Raw genomic sequence first — 18,164 nt, 5'->3', positions numbered from 1 at the left:
TTAATGCACTGATTAGGTTACATTTATGAAAATTGAAACGCGCCGTAAAGCATCAATATGTACTAATTCAATGCCGCCCCCGGCACCATCATTCCTCAAAAACAATAGGTTGGACGCCGGAAAGTAAGCTGCCCGCCTTACGCCTGCGCGTGCTATTCCGCCTGGGTGACTGAGACGGAAACCTTCAGGTGAAGAAGCTTCCCGCCCTCTGCCACGAAGGTTCCGCTGACCGGAAGGGCCTGGGACGGGGTGCGGCTCGTCGCTACGCGGATCAGGTTGCGGCTGGCGAAGATGCGGTTGGTGGGGTCGAATTCCACCCAGCCGGCGCCGGGGACGAAGACATCCGCCCAGGCATGGGTCGCGCCGCCGCCGGTCATGTCCTCGCCGGTGTCGTTGCCGGACGCCTCGTCATGCAGGTAGCCGGTGACGAAGCGCGCCGAGAACCCGAGTTGTCGGGCGGCGTCCATGAACAGAAGCGCGAAATCGCGACAGGTCCCGGAGCCGAGGCGGATCGTCTCGGCCGGCGACTGCACGCCCTCTTCCTCGCGCCGGGCGTAGCGGAAACTCTGGTGAACGGCGGTACCCAGCGCATGCAGAACCTGCAGGCTGCTGCCGGGAAGTTCGGGCAACGCTTCTGCGATCCATGCCGCCAGCACTTCCTTGTCCTGGGGCTGATCGGCCAACAGGCAGGGGCCGAGGTCGATCTGCTCGTCCGGGTCGTAGTCCACGGGATAGCCGCCCGCGAAGCGCTCGATCCGGGCCATCGGTTCGTCGAGGCCGTAGCGGCGCAGCAACAACTCGCTTTCGATCACCAGTTCGTCACCGGCGTCGTGGAACGAAAGCAGCGCCACCGAGTTACCAAAGGTGTCGAAGGCCCAGTGCACGTCGGCCCTTGGCGACACGGTCAGGCTGGAATCGAGAACCCGCATGTCATGCCCGTCGCGCGGACGGATCATCAGGCGATGCTCGCCGAAGACGACCGGGCGGTCATAGGTGTATCGCGTTTCGTGCGTGATGCGCAGGGTTCGGATCGGAACATCCTTCGATGCGGAATGGTGGCGCGCATCGGGCAAGGACGGGATCGGTCGTCACAGGGCAGGCGGGCGAAGCGCGCCCAGACCCTACGTCAGGACAGGAAGGACGGCAATGTTCATTCGCATCGGCCATGAGATCGTCATCGACAGCAAGGGGGATACCGTACTCATCCTCGCGCTTTCGCCGCATTCCAGCTTCAAGGGCCGGATCATCGGGCCGGCAGGCGTGCAGGCAGAGCCCGCATTGCCGATGGAGACGTTCCTGGATGGCTTCGGCAACCGGCTGACCCGGCTGACGGCACCGGCCGGGCGGCTGACGCTCTGGTCGGACTGCATCGTCGAGGTCGACGGCAAGCCCGACGCCTTCGACTGGTACGCGCAGCAGCACAACGTACGCGACCTGCCGCCTGAGACGCTGCCGTTCCTGACCGCCAGCCGCTACTGCGATTCCGATGCGCTGGCGCCCGAGGCGCTGCGGCTTTTCGGCGCCACGCCGCCGGGATGGGCACTGGTGCAGGCGATCTGCAACCATGTCCACAACCACCTGACCTTCGGCTACGGCTTCGGCCGGCCGACCAAGACCGCCAGCGACGCGCAGTGCGAAAAGACCGGCGTCTGCCGCGATTTCGCGCATCTCGCCATCGCCTTCTGCCGCGCCATGAACGTCCCTGCCCGCTACGCCAGCGGCTACCTGGGCGACATCGGCGTGCCCTATTCCGGCCCCGGCGATTTCTGCGCTTGGTTCGAGGCGTATCTGGGCGGGCGCTGGTACACGTTCGACGCGCGCTACAACACGCCGCGGATCGGCCGCGTGCTGATGGTGCGCGGGCGCGACGCCGCCGATGGGGCGATGATCACCTCGTTCGGCGCCTATGACCTGAAGACGTTCCGGGTCTGGACCGACGAGGTTCCCGGCACCCCCGCCGACGAGACGCTGCACGAGATGCTGAAGAGCCGGCCTGACACCGAGGCGCTGACGCTGGCACCGGTCGACTGACGTGTAACCGGCGCGGCCGCCGGACGGCCTGGGGCATCGTCGGGGCATGCTCGCCGGCCTGAGCAACCGCTTCTGGGCGGCGAGGCGGAAGGGAGCGTTGGGGGGGGCCGTAGCGCTGGTAGCCGCCGCCGCGTCCCACGATCTCGAAGAAAAGCCCGTCACCGAAGGGGCGGGTTTAGAACTTTAAAAAGCTCGCCGCCGTCGTCGCGGTCATAGAGGATGTTTTTCGTCCTCAGCCGGTCGAGGAGGCAGTGTGCGAGGCCGAAGCGGGTGGCGACGTCGCCAAAGTCGTTCGCGCCGCTCGGCAGCGACGAGAAGGGTGTAGAAAAGCGCCCAACTCAGCATTCCGTCTTGGCGCATGGTCTGGGCGACGTGGTCGATGCCGGTGACGCCGGCGCCGGCTCCATCAGCGCGACCAGCGCGCGGTGGCCGTCCACCGCCACCAGCCGCGGCAGACCGGCGCGGAACTGGTCGTCAAGATTTCCAGCAAGAGGGCGCCTGCATAGCCCGTCACCACGACCGCCCGCGTGGATGACGTGCCGACGAGGGAACGATGCTCCGTCTGACCGGTTGGAGGATTTAGCGCTCAAAGGAAATCAAAATAAATCTCGGTAAAGGAGACGCCATGAAGGGCGGTGAACTGTTTGTACGGTGCTTGGAGAACGAAGGGGTCGACTATATCTTCGGTTTACCGGGCGAAGAGAACATAGATACGCTCGACGCGCTGCACGACAGCCCCATACGCTTCGTGCTGACACGCCACGAACAGGGCGCGGCATTCATGGCGGACGTCTACGGCAGGCTGACGGGGCGGGCCGGGGTTTGCCTTTCGACACTTGGACCGGGCGCGACCAATCTGGTCACGGGCGTCGCCGACGCCAACATGGACCGGGCGCCGGTGGTGGCGATTGCCGGCCAGGGCGCGACGACGCGGATGCACAAGGAGAGTCACCAGATCCTCGATCTGGTCAATCTGTTCGATCCGATCACCAAGTATTCGACCCAGATCCCCGCGCCCGAGACCATCCCCGAAATCGTCCGCAAGGCGTTCAAGACGGCGCAATCCGAAAAGCCGGGATGCAGCTTCATCAGCTTCCCCGAAAACATCGCACGCGCCGAGGTCGAGGACATGCCGCCGCTGAAGGTGCAGTCCGCCGCGACGCCAATCGCGCCGGCCGGCAAGTGCGCACAGGTCGCCGACATCATCTCGCGCGCCCAGGCGCCGATCATCATGGCGGGCAACGGTGTCGTGCGCGAGCGCGCCTCCGAGGCGCTGATCGATTTTGCCGAGAAGCTCAACGTGCCGGTGGCGACAACCTTCATGGCAAAGGGCGTGATCCCGTTCAGCCACCCGCTCTGCCTCGGCGCGATCGGCCTGCAGGCGCGCGACTACATCGCCTTCGGCTTCCACCAGGCGGACCTCATCATCTGTGTCGGCGTCGACATGGTCGAATATCACCCCAGGCTGTGGAATCCCGACCGCGACAAGATGATCATCCACATCGACGAGAGCCCCGCCGAGGTCGACGCGCATTACGTGCTCGAGGCGGGCGTGGTGGGCGAAATCTCGGACTCGCTCGGCCGCATCGCGGCGCGGGCGGAACGACGGACCAGTTCCGGCGGTCACAAGCTGCACGATGTCATCACGCGCGAGATCGGCGAGTTTCGCGACGATACGGAGTTCCCGGTCAAGCCGCAGAAGATCATCTGGGACCTGCGCCAGGCGCTCGATCGCGAGGATATCGTGATCTCCGACGTGGGTGCCCACAAGATGTGGATCGCGCGCATGTACCAGGCCGAGGCGCCCAATACCTGCATCATCTCGAACGGCTTTGCCGCCATGGGCATCGCGCTGCCCGGCGCCATCGCCGCCAAGCTGGCGCTGCCGGACCGGAAGGTGGTGGCGGTTTGCGGCGATGCCGGGTTCCTGATGAACAGCCAGGAGATCGAGACGGCGCTGCGACTGAAGCTCGACATCGTCATCCTGATCTTCAACGACGCCAAGTACGGCCTGATCGAATGGCACCAGCTGCGCCATTTCGAGCGCGCGACCGCGATCGCGTTCAACAACCCCGACTTCGTCATGTTCGCCGAAAGCTTCGGCGCCAAAGGCTACCGGGTCGAGCGGACGGAGGACCTGTTGTCGACGCTGCAGACGGCCCTCGGCGACGGCACGGTGTCGATCATCGACTGCCCGGTCGACTATGCCGAAAACATGAAACTGACGGCGAAGCTCGGCAATCTCGTCTCGCCCATATGAGGATACTGAAATGAAATCATTCACCTTCCAGACCACCCGTTCGGTCCTTTGCGAGGTCGGTGCGACCGCGAAGATCGGGGAGATCATGGCCGGTCAGGGGTGCCGGAAGGTCGCCTTCGTCACCGACGCGATGATCCTGGAGCTTGGTCTTGCCGAGGCGGCGCTCGACGGGCTGCGCAAGGCCGGAGTCGACGTCTGGATCTTTTCGGAGGTCGTCGCCGACCCGCCGGAAGCGATGATCCTGGGCGCAGTCGAGCGGGCCAGGGCCGAGGGGATCGACGGGGTGGTGTCCGTGGGTGGCGGCAGCTCGCTCGATACCGCCAAGCTGATCGCGGTGCTGGCCAACTCGGACCAGCCGCTGTCGGCGATGTACGGCGTGGGCCTTGTCGAGGGCGGACGCCTGCCGCTGGTGTTGGCGCCGACCACCGCGGGCACGGGCTCGGAGGTGACGCCGATCTCAATCGTCACGACGGGGGCGTCCGAGAAGAAGGGTGTGGTCTCGCCGCAATTGCTGCCGGACTGGGCGATCCTGGATGCCGAGCTTACGGTCGGACTGCCGGCAGCGATCACAGCCGCCACCGGCATCGACGCCATGGTGCACGCGATCGAGGCCTATACCTCGAAGGTAAAGAAGAACGTCGTGTCGGACTGCCTTGCGCGGCAGGCGCTGGAACTGCTGGGCGCGAACATCCGCACGGCCTGCCACGAACCGCAGGACCGCGACGCCCGGGGTGCGATGCTGCTCGGCTCCATGTTGGCCGGGATGGCCTTTGCCAACGCGCCGGTGGCCGCGGTCCATGCGCTGGCCTATCCGCTGGGCGGGCATTTTCATGTGCCGCACGGGCTCTCGAACGCGCTTGTGCTGCCGCATGTGCTCGACTTCAACATGTCCGAGGCTGAGGCGCTCTATGCAGAGCTTGCGCCGCTCGTCTTTCCCGAACTGGCCGGCCAGCCTGTGGCCCGGCAAGCCAATGGCTTTGTCGACGCGCTGAAGGCGCTCGGACCGGCCCTGGGGATGCAGACCCGTTTGAGTGAGGTCGGGGTCAGCCACAACAACCTGCCAATGCTGGCCGAGGACGCGATGAAGCAGACCCGCCTGCTGGTGAACAACCCGCGCGAGATGACCTACGACGCGGCGCTGGAGATCTACGAGGCTGCATTGTGAGGACAGGACATGGCTGAAGGTTTCAAATCCGGCAACCCGTTTCTGGACGCATGGTCATCGGCGCTCTTGAAGGGCGCCGAGTCGATGTCGGCAAAGCCGGGCGAAGCACCGGACTGGTCCGATGCGATGCGCGAGGTCGAGGCCAACTGGAAGCTGTGTCAGCAGCAGGCCGAGGACTGGAAGAAGACGGTCGGGCGGCAAATGTCGCCAGACGCGGAGGGCGGGTCGCTCGACGGCATCGCCGAGGAGACGCTGCGCCGGATGATGGACCCGAGCCAGTTTCTGGTGGCGGGAACGGACGAGGTGAACCAGGCGATCCAGCGCCTTGTCGAAGGACCGGAGTTCACCGATATCGGCACGCTTGAACGGCAGGTGCTGAAGGTCACCAAGGAGTGGATGGCCCTGCGCCAGGCCAGTGCGGCCTTCAAGGCCGTCACCGCCGGGGCCTGGACGCGCGCCTTCGCCACGTTCCAGAAGGAAACGATGGCCGATCCTTCCCTGCTGCAGCAGGGGCCGCGCGCGGTGCTTGACCGCTGGCTCAAGGTCGCCAACGCGGAACTGATCCGTACGCAGCGCACCGACGCGTTCCTCAAGGCGCAGCGCGAACTCTTGAGGGCAGGTGTCGACTACCGGCTGAAGTCACGCGCGCTGATCGAGGTCTGGTGCGAGACGCATTCGATCCCGACGCGAACCGAAATCGACGATGTGCACCGGACCCTTCATGGCATGCGCGCGCAGATCCGCGACCTGAAATCCAGGCTTGCGGCGGCCGAAGCCAAGCCCGCGCGCGCAACGCCCCGCCGCAAGCCCGCGGCGAAGAAGAAAACCTGAAAGGCCCCGCCATGCCCGACCAGACCCATGGACCCGAACAGACCTGGCGCGAGGCGCTGGAATTCGGCGCCCGCTTTGCCCAGAGCGCGGAGGCGCTTGGCCGTATCCGCGACGAGGATGTCGATGTGGGCGCCACGCCCAAGACCGAGATCATCCGCATTGAGAAAGTCACCCTGAGCCGCTATACGCCGCTGGAGGGCGTCGAGGTCCAGACTGGCCCGGTGCTGATCGTCTACGGGTTGGTCGGGCGCTACACCATGGCCGACCTGCAGGAGGACCGCTCGCTGGTGCGCAACCTGCTGGGCCGCGGGGTCGACCTCTACGTCGTCGAATGGGGTAACCCGACGCTCGCCGATCAGTTCCTCAGCCTCGAAGACTACATCGACTGGTTTCTCGACGATTGCGTGGATCGGATCCGAAAGGAGGCCGGCGTCGAGAAGGTCACGCTGCTGGGCATCTGCGAGGGGGGCACGTTTTCGACCCTGTATGCCGCGCGGCACGCCGAAAAGGTCAAGAACCTGATCCTCACCATCACGCCGATCGATTTTCATGCCGACACGGACGACCCGGATGTGACCCACGGCTTTCTCAACGTCTGGACCCGCAATCTGGAGACGCGGGACATCGAGCGGCTGATCGACGCCTTCGGCAACCTGCCGGGCGAGATCTTGGCCTCGGTCTTCCAGATGCTGACGCCGGTGCGCAACCTGACGAAGTACAATGTCGACCTGCTCGACCTTGCCGGCGACGACAAGAAGCTGATGAATTTCCTGCGGATGGAGAAATGGCTGGCCGACCGGCCGCACCATCCGGGCGCGGCGGCCCGGCAATGGCTGATCGACCTTTACAAGGAAAACCGGTTGGTCAAGGGCACGTTCGAGATGGGCGGCGAGGTGGTCGACCTCAAGCGTCTCACCATGCCGGTTCTGAACGTCTTCGCGCTGCAGGACCACATCATCCCGCCACCCTGCGCCAAGGCGCTCGGGCCACTGGTGGGCACCGACGACTACACCGAACTGCCGCTGCCGGGCGGGCATGTCGGGGTCTATGTCAGCAGCAAGTCGCAGGGCATCGTCGGCAAAACCGTGTTCGACTGGCTGATCGAGAGGCAATGATGCAGGGCAAGGTTGTCAGCAGCGCCGATGCGGTTTCGGTCATCCGGGACGGTGATACGGTGTGCATCTCGGGCTTCGTCGGCGTCGGCACGCCCGACGAGTTGCTGATCGCGCTCGAGGAGCGGTTCCTCGCCACCGGTCATCCGCGAGACCTGACGCTGGTCTTTGCCGCCGCCCCCGGCGACGGCAAGGATCGCGGCCTCAACCGCCTTGCACATGACGGGCTGGTGCGGCGGGCCATCGGCGGGCACTGGTCGCTGGTGCAGAAGCTGGCGACGATGGCGGTCGAGAACCGTATCGAGGCCTACAACCTGCCCCTCGGGGTCGTGTCGCAACTCTACCGCGAGATTGCCGGGGCCAAGCCCGGCATGCTGTCGAAGGTCGGGCTTCGCACCTTCGTCGACCCGCGCCAGCAAGGTGGGCGCATCAATGCCTGCTCCACCGAGAAGCTGGTCGAGTTGCAGGTGATCGACGGCGAGGAATGGCTGTTCTACCGCTGCTTTCCGATCCACGTGGCCCTGCTGCGCGCCACCACCGCCGACCTGCGTGGCAACGCCACGATGGAGCGCGAGGCGCTGAAGCTCGACGCCACCTCGGCCGCGATGGCCGCGCATAACTCCGACGGGGTCGTCATCGTTCAGGTCGAACGCGTCGCCCTGCCCGGCTCGCTGATGCCCAAGCGCGTCCTGATCCCCGGCCCGCTGGTCGATTGCGTCGTCGTCGCCCGCCCCGAGAACCACGCCCAGACCTATGCCACGCCCTATAGTCACGCCTTTTCGGGTGAACTCAGGGTGCCGATGGACAAGCTGCCGACGATGCCGCTCGACGCACGCAAGGTCATTGCCCGGCGGGCCGCGCTGGAACTGCCCGTGGGCGGCGTGGTCAACCTCGGCATCGGCATGCCCGAAGGCGTCGCCTCGGTCGCCGCCGAAGAGGGCATGCTCGAGCACGTGACCTTGACCGCCGAGCCCGGCGTGATCGGCGGCATGCCCCAGGGCGGCCTCGATTTCGGCGCTGCACTAAACCCCGAGGCGATCCTGCAGCAGAGCCTGCAGTTCGATTTCTACGACGGCGGCGGGCTCGACATGGCCTGCCTCGGCATGGCCGAGGTCGACCGGAAGGGCAATGTCAACGTCTCCAAGTTCGGTCCCCGCTTCGTCGGCGCCGGCGGCTTCATCAACATCAGCCAGAACGCCGCGCGCCTTGTCCTCGCCGGCACCTTCACCGCGGGCGGGCTGGAGACCGTCATCGAGGACGGCGCGCTGCGGATCGTCCGCGAAGGCCGGGTGCGCAAGTTCGTGGCCGAGGTCGAGCAGATCACCTATTCCGGCGAGCTTGCCGTCGAGACCGGGCAGCCGGTGATCTATGTGACCGAACGCTGCGTCTTCACCGTCTCGGCGGAGGGCCTGCGGCTGATCGAAATCGCGCCCGGCGTGGATCTGGAGCGCGATATCCTCGCACATATGGACTTCGAGCCCGCGATCGACACGGTCGCGCCGATGGACCCGCGGCTTTTCTTGACCGAGCCGATGGGCCTGCGCGACCAGCTTCTCGACCCCCCGATCGAGGAGCGCATCGCCTTCGACGATGCCGGCCGGCTCCTCGTCAACCTGCGCGGCTATGCGGTGCGCAGGCAATGCGACATCGACGCCATCGTCGCGCGCGTCGAGGGGCTTTGCAACGACAGCGGCCGGAAAGTCGACATGATTGCCTGGTACGATGGGTTCAGCGTGGATCCCGCGCTCGACGGGGCATATTCCGACATGATGGCCCGGATGGAAAAGACCTACTATCGCTCTTCCACCCGGTTCACCCGAAATCCGTTCGCCCGCGCGCGCTTTGGCGCCGAACTCGCCAAGCGCGAATTGACGATGCAGCTACGCCGCGACGCGATCCTGACGTGGGCGTCATGACGAACGCGGAACCGTCCCTGCGCGAAGCGAAGGTGCGCAGCATCGGCCGCCACGGGTTCCATAACATCGCCTACCGGGATTGGGGCGACCTGAACGCCCCCAAAACGGCGTTCTGCGTGCACGGACTTACGCGGAACAGCCACGACTTCGACCCGCTGGCACGGCGCCTCGCTGTAGATCGACGTGTGGTCTGTCCCGACCTCGTGGGTCGTGGTCACAGCGAGTGGCTACCTGACCCGAATGACTACAACCTCCTTCAGTACAACATCGACCTCACCGTGCTCGCCGCGCGTGTCGGCGCCGAGCGCTACGACTGGATCGGTACCTCGCTCGGCGGCATGATGGGGATTGCGTTCGCCGGCCTCCCAAACTCGCCGATCCGTCGCCTCGTCGTCAACGACATCGCGCCAGAGGTGCCGCTGTCGGCGCTCTGGCGGGTCTCGGAATACATGCGAGAGGACCGTCGCTTCGATAACCTCGAGGAAGTCGAAACGCACCTGCGCGCCACCCTCGCCCCATTCGGCCCTATGACCGACGCCGACTGGCGACGGATGGCTCGAACCAGTTCTACCGAGACCGAGGCCGGCTTTCGCCTCGCTTTCGACCCGGGAATATCGAAGAACTCCCGCCGTACGTGGTTGCTGGTCCACTTCAATCTCTGGCGATACTGGGACCGCATCACCTGCCCGGTGCTTATCCTGCGCGGGACAGAGTCCGACTTCTTGACCCCGCGGCTTCTCGACAGGATGTGCCGCCGTCTTCCGCATGCCGAAGTCATCGAGTTCGATGGCATCGGCCATGCACCGACGCTGAACGCGGCCGAGCAGATTGATCCGGTGCAGAATTGGCTCGACCGGTAGAACGCTCGCTGCTCGGCCGGAGGGCAGGCAACGTCTGCGCGAACACGACACTTGCCTTCGCTCGATGCCCGCGCGGCATTCACGGATGCGAAAGGTCGGCCGTTGCGGTTCTTCATGACGGCGGGCCAGGTCAGCGACGACACCGGAGCGGCAGCCCTGTTGAGCAGCCTGCCTGCCGCTGAATGGCTGATCGCGGACCGTGGATATGATGCCGACCGGTTCCGAGACGCGTTGAAAGACAAGGGGATACGTCCTTGCATCCCGGGCCGGAAGTCCCGCGGCGAGGCCGTCCGATACGACAAGCGCCGCTACAAGCGCCGCAACCGCATCGAGATCATGTTCGGCGGGCTGAAGGAATGGCGCCGCATCGCGACACGCTACGACAGGTGTGCCAAGACCTTCCTCTCCGCCGACGCCCTCGCCACAGCCGTCATCTTCTGGCTTCGAAATTCAATGAGTCTGGAGCCTAGGCATGCGGGAAAGCTATGCGAGCAGCCGCTCCGCCCACGCCGGGTTCTTCTGTGACCGCCCGCATAATCAACACACGCCTTCCCGTGCATCAAAGGCTGACGCCTGCCAGAATCTCCTGTTTGCTGACCGCTCCGGCGGGTTTCGCCAGGACTACCTTGCCGCGGTTGAGTATGCAGAAATCGTCAGCCAACCCGAAAGCGAAATCGAAATACTGCTCGACCAGGACGATGGCGATGTCGCCTTCCTTGCGCAGCATCTCGATGACCTTGCCAATCTGCTTGATGATATTGGGTTGAATGCCCTCGGTCGGTTCGTCCAGCAGCAGAACCCTGGGTTGGGTAATCAGGGCGCGCGCGATAGCAAGCTGTTGCTGCTGACCGCCCGACAGGTCGCCACCGCGTCGGTTCTTCATCTGCTCAAGCACCGGGAACAGGTCGAATATCCTGTCGGGTATGCGACACGCGTTCCGGGGCAGGCAGGAGAACCCGGTCTGCAGGTTTTCCATCACGGTCAGGAGGGGAAATATTTCGCGGCCCTGCGGCACATAGGCAATCCCGGCGCGGGCGCACTGCACGGCGCTTGGGTGGTCAAGCACATTGCCATCCAGCACGATCCTGCCGCCGGAATACGGATGGCGGCCGGCTATCGCGCGCAGCAGGCTCGTCTTGCCGACACCATTGGTGCCCATCACAGCCGTGACGGCGCCCGGCCTCGCGCTCAGCGAGAGGCCATGCAGGATCTGCGAGGCGCCGTAATGCAGCGTCAGATTTTCGACCGTCAGCATCTCCTAGCGTCCCAAATAGACATCGATCACCTGCTGGTTTCTTGTGACATGTTCCAGCGAGCCCTCGGCAAGGACTGCACCTTCGTGCAGGACAGTGACGCGGCAGTCGAGGCGGCGGATAAATTCCATGTCGTGCTCGATCACCATGACCGCGCGACTTCGCGCGGCGCCTTTCAGCAGGTCCGTCGTATGCGCGCGCTCTGCCGGGGTCATACCCGCGGCGGGTTCATCGACAAGCAGCAGCCGGGGCTCCTGAGCCAGCAGCATGCCGATTTCCAGCCACTGCTTCTGCCCATGGCTCAGGTCTCCTGCGCGATGGTCGACACGGTCGGCAAGGCCGATCTCCGCGGCCAGTTCCTCGATGCGGGCCTGGTCATGCGCAGTCGCTTTCCAGAAGAGGACCGAAAATGGTCCACGCCGGTTCGCTAGCGCCATGGCGAGGTTTTCCCGTACGCTCTGTTCCTCGAATACGGTGGGTTTCTGGAACTTTCGGCCGATCCCTGTCTTGGCGATCTGCGACTCGGACAGCTTCAGCAAGTCCACCTGCCGCTCGCCCCAAAGCACGCGTCCGCTGTCGGGGCGAGTCTTGCCGGTGACGATGTCCATGAAAGTGGTCTTTCCCGCACCGTTGGGTCCGATAACCGCGCGCAGTTCGGGCTCGGCAATGGCGAAGGACAGGTTGTTGATTGCTCGGAAGCCGTCGAAGGTGACGGAGACGTCCGAGACCTCGAGCAAATTGGTCATTCCTTCTTCCTAACCAGGTAGTCGAAGAGCCCGCCGATCCCCTTGGGAAAGAACAACGTCACCAGGACGAAGCCGAGTCCCAGCAGCACCAGCCACCAGTCCGTCCAGACGATCCGGTAGAAGCCGAAGTCGATGTTGGGCGCTCCGCCGCCGGTCAGCCAGCTGGACAGAAGCGAGACGGTGACCGCGCCGATCACCGCCCCGTAAAGCCGCCCGCGCCCGCCGATCGCCACCCAGACAGCGAGGTAAATGGAGGCGATGGGCGCAATCTCGGCGGGGTTGATGATGCCGGCCTGGGGATAGTAGAGCGCGCCAGCAATGCCCGAGATGACAGCCGTGAGGGTGAAGACGAAAAGCTTGTAGCCCTCGACATTATAGCCGAGGAAGCGCACGCGGGTCTTGTTGTCGCGAATGGCGCGGATGACCGAGCCGAATTTGCCCGAGACCACCCAGGCGAAGAAGAGATATCCCGCCCCGAGCGCCGCCGCCGAGGCCCAGAAGAACCAGACCGACAGCACCGATTGCGGCACGTCGAGGGCGCCGGGGATGTTCTGCAGGCCCGACAGCCCGTTGTTGCCCCTCAGCCCGGTGTCGTTCTGAAAGAGGTAGAGCGACAGCGCCAGCGTCATCGCCTGCGTCAGGATCGACAGGTACACGCCCGTGACGCGGCTGCGGAACGCGAGCCAGCCGAAGACCAGTGCCAGGAGACCCGGAACCAGCACGACCATGGCAAGCTGGAAGGGCAGTGAACCCGCGAAAGTCCAGATCAGCGGCAATTCGGACGATCCGACGACGCCGAAGATCTGCGCCGCGACCGCCTCGGCCACCTCGGCCTCGGTCGGCGGGATGGTGCCGGCGGCCAGATTGCCGCGGACCACGATCTCGGTGCGGGCATACATCAGCCACATGCCGATCGCGTAGCCACCGATCCCGAAGAAGGCGAAATGCCCCAGGCTAAGGATGCCGCAATAGCCCCAAACCACGTCCATCGCGATGGCAATCAGACACAGGCACAGCGTCATGCCGAGGATCTTGACCAGCGAGGTCGAGATCAATCCGGTCCCCATCCCTTCCGACAGCACGCTGACGATCAGCGTGAAGAGGCCGAGGCAGGCCATGAACCACAAAACCGACGGGTTCTCGTACAGGAAAGTTCGGCGCGGGGCAGGCGCAACGGCTTGCGGGTCCTCGGAAAGCTGCATCGTCAACGATCAATCTCCCGCGGCCCGGCCCTTGAGCGCGACGATGCCCTTGGGACGGAATTGAATGAACAGGATGATGAACAGCACCATATAGGTCTGCGCGGCCAGAGTGTTGGCAGGGTTGAACCACTCGATACCCTTCTGCAATGCGCCGATCAGCCCGGCGCCGGCGAGCGTACCGAAGACCGAACCGACGCCACCGACGACGACAGTCATGAAGCTTTGCACAATGTAGTTGGCGCCCATTTCCGACGTCACCTGCGCGTAGAGCCCGATAGCCACCCCGGCAACCCCGGCGATGCCGGAGCCGAGGCCGAAGGTCAGCATGTTGATCCGGTCGGGGCTGATGCCCATCGAACCCGCCATCCCAGGGTTCTGCGTGACCGCGCGCACCTCCAGTCCCAGCCGCGTACGATTGAGGATGTAGAGAAGGAGCAGCAAGAACATCAGCGCCAGAACGAAGATCGCCACCCGAATGGTGGAAATCGACACGATGTCGTTGAAGCGGATCGCGCCAGCCAACCAGTCCGGTGCGGTCAGCGGGCGGGCCTGAGTGCCGAACACGTTCTTGGCCAGTTGCTGCAGTGCGATGGAGATCCCGAAGGTCGCCAGCAGCGTCTCCAGCGGTCGGGTATAGAGGTGGCGAATGACCAGGCGCTCCATCGAAACACCTGCGGCGAAGGCCACGCCGAAGGCGAGCGGCAGCGCGACGACCAAGCTTACCGTGTAGCTGGGAATCAGCGTCTGGACGACATAGCCGGTGTAGGCACCCATCATGATGAACTCGCCATGCGCCATGTTGATTACCCGCATCACGCCGAAGGTGATGGCAAGACCGATCGCGGCCAGAAAGAAGATCGACGCCAGCGACAGCGCATCGAGCGTGATGCCCAGGAACTGCCATGCAGAGATCGCGGTGCGCGTGCTGTCCAGCGCGGCGCGGGCGGCGTCGGTGACCGCCGGGTCGGGCTCCAGGTAGGCGTCGAAGAAGACGTATTGCGAAACCGCGGCCTCCATGTCGGCCTGCGTGACCAGCGGCGGAACGGACCCCGCCTCCTCCAGCGCGCGGTAGGCCTCGTGCCGCGCCGCGTCGGTGTCGAGCCGGTGCACCGGGACGCCGCCCACCTCGCCCGCCACCACATGGGCGCGCAGCGCGTCGCGGATGGCATTGTGGCCCGGCCGCGGCGGAAAGTGCCCGGCGTCGGCGAGCCGTGCATAGGCATCCTCCAGCCCGATATCGCCTCCGACCGTGCGGAGAGTGGCGAGATTGGTGTCCTCGGGTCGGGTCTCGGCGAAGTCCGTGCGCGTCTGCAGAAGCTGGTTCAGAACCCGCCGCGCTTCGGTGCTGATGTCGCCCGAAAGGCTTTCGACGGCCGCCACACGCGTTGCCGTGTCCGGCGCGAACCGGGCGACGAGCAGGTTGATCAGCCGCTCCATCCGCGCCGCGATGCCGGGGTCATCCTCCTCAGCCAACGCGGCACGCAGTGCCGGGATCTGCTCAGGATCGGGGCTTCGCGCCACAGTCTCCAGCGCCGCGCGGCGCTGCGCGGGCTCGGGGTCCAATAGCTCGAACTTTACCAGCGCCGCGGCGATCTCGCGCCGGACGCCGGCGTTGGGACGGATCTGGTTGACGTCGCGACTGCCTACCCGGTCGATTTCTGCCCCCGTGTCGATGTCGAGAAGGACGAGGCTCTGGTCAGCCGCGTCGCGGGCGTAGAAGAAAAGCCCGTCACCTGGGCGCACATAGACCTCGCGCTCGGCCCAGGCGCGGAGGAATTCCAACCGGCCAGGGGCCTCGGTTGCAAGCAGCGCGTCCAGAACCTCTGGCACTGTCCGGCGCGCGGGGTTCGCAACCTGATCCTGCACCGTTTGCAGAACCTCCTGCAGCGGGGACTGCGCTGCGACCGGCGCGGCGCGGAAGGCTACAGTTGCCACAAGGCACGCAAACAGGATTGCCATGCGGATCGAACGCGGCATAAGCGAAGCTTTCATGGTCCGGAGGGGAACGGCTGCGGGAGGATGCGCCTCCCGCTGCCGCGGAAGTTTCAGTAGTTCGAGGTCAATTGCACGCAGGTTTCCGACCCGGTGTCGAACATCCCGCAGCCAAGCCCCTGCCAGTCGCTGGTCAATGACGCGCTCTCGGCCAGGAAGGGTGACCAGGCCTCGCCCGGAACCTCCTCGGTCTGGCTGATGATATCGAACTGCCCGTCGGCGCGGATTTCACCGATCAGTACGGGCTTGGAGAGGTGATGATTGGTGTTCATCACCGCCATACCGCCGGTGAGGTTGGGGAATTCCTGCCCCCACATCGCCTCGCGCACGGCATCGACATCGGTGGTCCCGGCGGCCTCGACCGCGTTCACCCACATGTTGAAGCCGATGTAATGCGCCTCCATCGGGTCGTTGGTCACCCGATCCTCGTCGCCAATGAACTCGTGCCAATCCGCGATGAAGGCCTCGTTCTCGGCGGTGTCGGCGGACATGAAGTAGTTCCACGCCGCCAGGTGACCGACCAGACGCGAGGTGTCGAGGCCCGAAAGCTCCTCCTCGCCGACCGAGAAGGCGACGACCGGGATGTCGTCGGCGCTGATCCCTTGTGCGGCGAGTTCGGTGTAGAAACCGATGTTCGCATCGCCGTTGATTGTCGAAATCACGCCTACCTGCTTGCCGCCGGCGCCGAGCGCCACCACATCAGAGACGATGGTCGACCAGTCGGAATGGCCGAAGGGCGTGTAGTTGACGAAGATGTCCTCCTCGGCGATGCCCTGTTCGGCCAGGTAGCTCGCCAAGATCGCGTTGGTGGTGCGCGGATAGACGTAGTCGGTTCCCAAAAGTGCGAAGCTTTCGACGCCCAGTTCCTCCAGGAAGTAGTCCACCGCCGGGATCGCCTGCTGGTTCGGCGCGGCGCCGGTGTAGAAGACGTTGCGCGAGCTTTCCTGGCCCTCGTACTGCACCGGATAGAACATCAGCCCGTTCAATTCCTCCAGCACCGGCAAAAGCGCCTTTCGGCTGACCGAGGTCCAGGCACCGAAGATCACGTCCACCTCGTTCACGGTCAGCAACTGGCGGGTGAGTTCGGCGAAAAGCGGCCAGTCAGACGCGGGATCTACGACCACAGCCTCAAGCTCGCAGCCCAGAAGGCCGCCCTCGGCGTTTTGCTGTTCGACCAGCATCAGCATGACATCGCGTAAAGTCGTTTCCGAAATCGCCATGCTGCCTGAGAGCGAATGCAGCACACCCACCTGGATCGGGCAGTCTGCGAGGGCGGCGCTGGCAGTGGCCAACGATGTTGCGGCAGCGGAAGCGATGAGGATTCTCTTGGTCATTATTCGCATGCTCCTTGCATGTGACAGCATGCAACCGGACAGCATCGCTTGCCTCTCGGCAATTCAGTGCAGACATTGTCCTGCGCAGCAGTCGGCTGTTTTCCAAGCCCGGCGGTCGGCACTTCGAAATCTGGACCGTGGGACGCACCGATGGTTGCGTTATCGGCACACGCTTTCTTGCTTGCCGCCTGGCGCAAGGCAAACGCCTGTCGTCGTCAGAAGGTCTTTGGGGGATCGGACGCTGAATTTGGCGACTATCTAGGCATTTGTCGCGAGGCGCGCATAGTTTTTGCGCTGCAATGCAGCGGCGCGGTTCTCTCGGGACGACCGAACACCGCGTTCACGAAGTTCATCGGAATAGACGGGGGTGAATCTCTGCTTTGTCATGGGGCCAACCCTTGAGTGTTTTACTCTCCGGTAACCCCAGGCGGTTCGATCTCCCTTCGCGGGGCAAGCCGCCGATACGCCGCCTTGGGCGCCGGCTAGGCCACCACGCGACGGCGGCGGACTAGGGCCAGCGCGCCGAAGACGCCCAGCATCAACCAGCCACTGGCGGGCAGCGGGATCGTGATCGGGACTGCATCAATCGGTTCGGCGTCGTTCGCGTGCTTCGGCCGGGTGATGGGGTCGAAGATCGGGGGGATGGCGGCGCCGGGGGGCAGAGCGGCCCCCGGACCGACGCCGGGCGCGACGAACGGCGGGTTGCCCGGCGCGGCTGGCGAAATGCCGTTGCCCCGGCCCTGCCCGGTGGAGACCGGCGCGCGCTTCATGGCATGCGCCGGCGGCGCGGCGCGGGCAACGCCGAAGTGCGGGGAACCGACGAAGGTCGCTTCGGCGTCTACCGCCAGGCTGGGACCGCGGCCGAGGCGGTGGACATCGCTGTGCGCGGCGGGCATCACCGGACCGGAATCGGTGCCAAGGGTTCCCCTGGTGCAGATTTTGCCACCAAGGCCCGGCGCGACAGCGGCGACCGGGCTGCGGACGCAGGCGGTGTCGAGCACCCGGACGCTAGCGGCAGCGGCGGCGCCGGCGGCGAAGGAAAGGACGAGGGCAGCTGTCGCGGTTCTCAGCATGGCGTTCACCTTCACGAAAACCCGCCGCATCGAAGCGGCCGGGGTGACGATCGCAGTTTGACGACTGGAAATATCCGGACGTCGGCGCATTCCGCATGACAACACCGCTACGAGATCCGCGTTCCCAGGAAAATTTCATCGCGCAGGATATGGGCAGAAAAACGCCGGAGGGTATGCGGTGGCGCGGCGGTTGGGCGGAAGGGGGCGCCCCTGCCACGCCGGGCGGGTAGTTGCTCGATGCAGCGCTGCGGACGAGGACGAGCCGATGGACGGAGAATCGCGCTGAACGATACGCGCCGAGCTCCCTTCATCCGCTGCACCACAGCCGAGACCGAGCGCTTTGGTGGGATTGAGACCAGCAGATGCACATGGTCCCGCGACAGCAAGCC

15 protein-coding genes and 1 pseudogene are annotated in these 18,164 nt (G+C 64.9%); 8 read left to right on the top strand and 8 right to left on the bottom strand.

What is annotated here, in order from left to right; translation table 11 throughout:
* Positions 1–152: 152 nt before the first annotated feature.
* Positions 153–1,073 carry a transglutaminase family protein gene (locus tag IM708_RS17815; RefSeq protein ID WP_209427923.1) on the bottom strand — a complete coding sequence of 307 codons (921 nt, stop codon included), beginning with the start codon at positions 1,071–1,073 and terminating at the stop codon, positions 153–155.
* A gap of 73 nt (positions 1,074–1,146) precedes the next feature.
* Between IM708_RS17815 and IM708_RS17810 the strand changes: the two genes are divergently transcribed.
* The 8 genes and pseudogenes from IM708_RS17810 to IM708_RS17775 all read left to right on the top strand — a co-directional run.
* Positions 1,147–2,031 (top strand): transglutaminase family protein, encoded by an 885-nt coding sequence (locus tag IM708_RS17810; protein ID WP_209427922.1) that lies wholly within the window; start codon positions 1,147–1,149, stop codon positions 2,029–2,031.
* 625 nt (positions 2,032–2,656) lie between these two features.
* Positions 2,657–4,291: an acetolactate synthase large subunit gene (locus IM708_RS17805; RefSeq protein ID WP_209427921.1), complete on the top strand. Its 1,635-nt coding sequence runs from the start codon at positions 2,657–2,659 to the stop codon at positions 4,289–4,291.
* A 10-nt stretch (positions 4,292–4,301) separates the two neighbouring features.
* Complete coding sequence (locus IM708_RS17800; RefSeq protein ID WP_209427920.1) at positions 4,302–5,456, top strand: iron-containing alcohol dehydrogenase; 1,155 nt, start codon at positions 4,302–4,304, stop codon at positions 5,454–5,456.
* Positions 5,457–5,465: 9 nt separating this feature from the next.
* Entirely contained in the window at positions 5,466–6,287 is an 822-nt protein-coding gene (locus IM708_RS17795; RefSeq protein ID WP_209427919.1) for a poly(R)-hydroxyalkanoic acid synthase subunit PhaE, read from the top strand.
* 11 nt (positions 6,288–6,298) lie between these two features.
* Complete coding sequence (locus tag IM708_RS17790) at positions 6,299–7,402, top strand: alpha/beta fold hydrolase (RefSeq protein ID WP_209427918.1); 1,104 nt, start codon at positions 6,299–6,301, stop codon at positions 7,400–7,402.
* Positions 7,402–9,315, top strand: coding sequence for an acyl CoA:acetate/3-ketoacid CoA transferase (locus tag IM708_RS17785; RefSeq protein ID WP_245243290.1), 1,914 nt, complete (start codon positions 7,402–7,404; stop codon positions 9,313–9,315). Before IM708_RS17790 ends, IM708_RS17785 begins: the two co-directional genes overlap by 1 nt.
* A complete protein-coding gene (locus IM708_RS17780; RefSeq protein ID WP_209427916.1) occupies positions 9,312–10,175 on the top strand; it encodes an alpha/beta hydrolase in 864 nt (287 codons plus the stop codon). Before IM708_RS17785 ends, IM708_RS17780 begins: the two co-directional genes overlap by 4 nt.
* A gap of 81 nt (positions 10,176–10,256) precedes the next feature.
* Positions 10,257–10,619, top strand: a pseudogene (locus tag IM708_RS17775) (IS5 family transposase); the annotation flags it as partial.
* Positions 10,620–10,734: 115 nt separating this feature from the next.
* Here IM708_RS17775 and urtE read toward each other — a convergent pair.
* The 7 genes from urtE to IM708_RS17740 all read right to left on the bottom strand — a co-directional run.
* Positions 10,735–11,430, bottom strand: a complete 696-nt coding sequence (gene urtE / locus IM708_RS17770) for an urea ABC transporter ATP-binding subunit UrtE (protein ID WP_209427915.1) — start codon at positions 11,428–11,430, stop codon at positions 10,735–10,737.
* Positions 11,431–11,433: 3 nt separating this feature from the next.
* Positions 11,434–12,174 carry an urea ABC transporter ATP-binding protein UrtD gene (gene urtD / locus IM708_RS17765; protein WP_209427914.1) on the bottom strand — a complete coding sequence of 247 codons (741 nt, stop codon included), beginning with the start codon at positions 12,172–12,174 and terminating at the stop codon, positions 11,434–11,436.
* Positions 12,171–13,376 (bottom strand): urea ABC transporter permease subunit UrtC, encoded by a 1,206-nt coding sequence (gene urtC, locus IM708_RS17760; RefSeq protein ID WP_209427924.1) that lies wholly within the window; start codon positions 13,374–13,376, stop codon positions 12,171–12,173. The genes urtD and urtC overlap by 4 nt, the downstream gene beginning before the upstream one ends.
* A 9-nt stretch (positions 13,377–13,385) precedes the next feature.
* Positions 13,386–15,353 carry an urea ABC transporter permease subunit UrtB gene (urtB, locus tag IM708_RS17755; protein WP_209427913.1) on the bottom strand — a complete coding sequence of 656 codons (1,968 nt, stop codon included), beginning with the start codon at positions 15,351–15,353 and terminating at the stop codon, positions 13,386–13,388.
* A gap of 68 nt (positions 15,354–15,421) precedes the next feature.
* Positions 15,422–16,702, bottom strand: a complete 1,281-nt coding sequence (gene urtA / locus IM708_RS17750; RefSeq protein ID WP_209427912.1) for an urea ABC transporter substrate-binding protein — start codon at positions 16,700–16,702, stop codon at positions 15,422–15,424.
* A 482-nt stretch (positions 16,703–17,184) separates the two neighbouring features.
* Complete coding sequence (locus IM708_RS21730) at positions 17,185–17,790, bottom strand: VPLPA-CTERM sorting domain-containing protein (RefSeq protein WP_209427911.1); 606 nt, start codon at positions 17,788–17,790, stop codon at positions 17,185–17,187.
* 92 nt (positions 17,791–17,882) lie between these two features.
* Positions 17,883–18,164 (bottom strand): transposase (locus IM708_RS17740; protein WP_209427910.1); only part of this gene is annotated, 282 nt, incomplete at its 5' end.

The sequence above is a fragment of the Pararhodobacter sp. SW119 genome (assembly GCF_017811755.1).
Taxonomy (GTDB): domain Bacteria; phylum Pseudomonadota; class Alphaproteobacteria; order Rhodobacterales; family Rhodobacteraceae; genus Pararhodobacter.
The sequence above is the reverse complement of the archived record's forward strand: the minus strand, read 5'-3'. Positions and strand labels throughout refer to the sequence as shown.

What these genes read in the sequence shown, in the direction of transcription:
- urtC (WP_209427924.1), bottom strand. Translation starts at nt 13,376, where the DNA reads ATGCAGCTTTCCGAGGACCCGCAAGCCGTTGCGCCTGCCCCGCGCCGA.
- IM708_RS17785 (WP_245243290.1), top strand. Translation starts at nt 7,402, where the DNA reads ATGCAGGGCAAGGTTGTCAGCAGCGCCGATGCGGTTTCGGTCATCCGG.
- IM708_RS17780 (WP_209427916.1), top strand. Translation starts at nt 9,312, where the DNA reads ATGACGAACGCGGAACCGTCCCTGCGCGAAGCGAAGGTGCGCAGCATC.
- urtA (WP_209427912.1), bottom strand. Translation starts at nt 16,702, where the DNA reads ATGACCAAGAGAATCCTCATCGCTTCCGCTGCCGCAACATCGTTGGCC.
- IM708_RS17800 (WP_209427920.1), top strand. Translation starts at nt 4,302, where the DNA reads ATGAAATCATTCACCTTCCAGACCACCCGTTCGGTCCTTTGCGAGGTC.
- IM708_RS17795 (WP_209427919.1), top strand. Translation starts at nt 5,466, where the DNA reads ATGGCTGAAGGTTTCAAATCCGGCAACCCGTTTCTGGACGCATGGTCA.
- urtE (WP_209427915.1), bottom strand. Translation starts at nt 11,430, where the DNA reads ATGCTGACGGTCGAAAATCTGACGCTGCATTACGGCGCCTCGCAGATC.
- urtB (WP_209427913.1), bottom strand. Translation starts at nt 15,353, where the DNA reads ATGCCGCGTTCGATCCGCATGGCAATCCTGTTTGCGTGCCTTGTGGCA.
- IM708_RS17805 (WP_209427921.1), top strand. Translation starts at nt 2,657, where the DNA reads ATGAAGGGCGGTGAACTGTTTGTACGGTGCTTGGAGAACGAAGGGGTC.
- IM708_RS17790 (WP_209427918.1), top strand. Translation starts at nt 6,299, where the DNA reads ATGCCCGACCAGACCCATGGACCCGAACAGACCTGGCGCGAGGCGCTG.
- IM708_RS17810 (WP_209427922.1), top strand. Translation starts at nt 1,147, where the DNA reads ATGTTCATTCGCATCGGCCATGAGATCGTCATCGACAGCAAGGGGGAT.
- urtD (WP_209427914.1), bottom strand. Translation starts at nt 12,174, where the DNA reads ATGACCAATTTGCTCGAGGTCTCGGACGTCTCCGTCACCTTCGACGGC.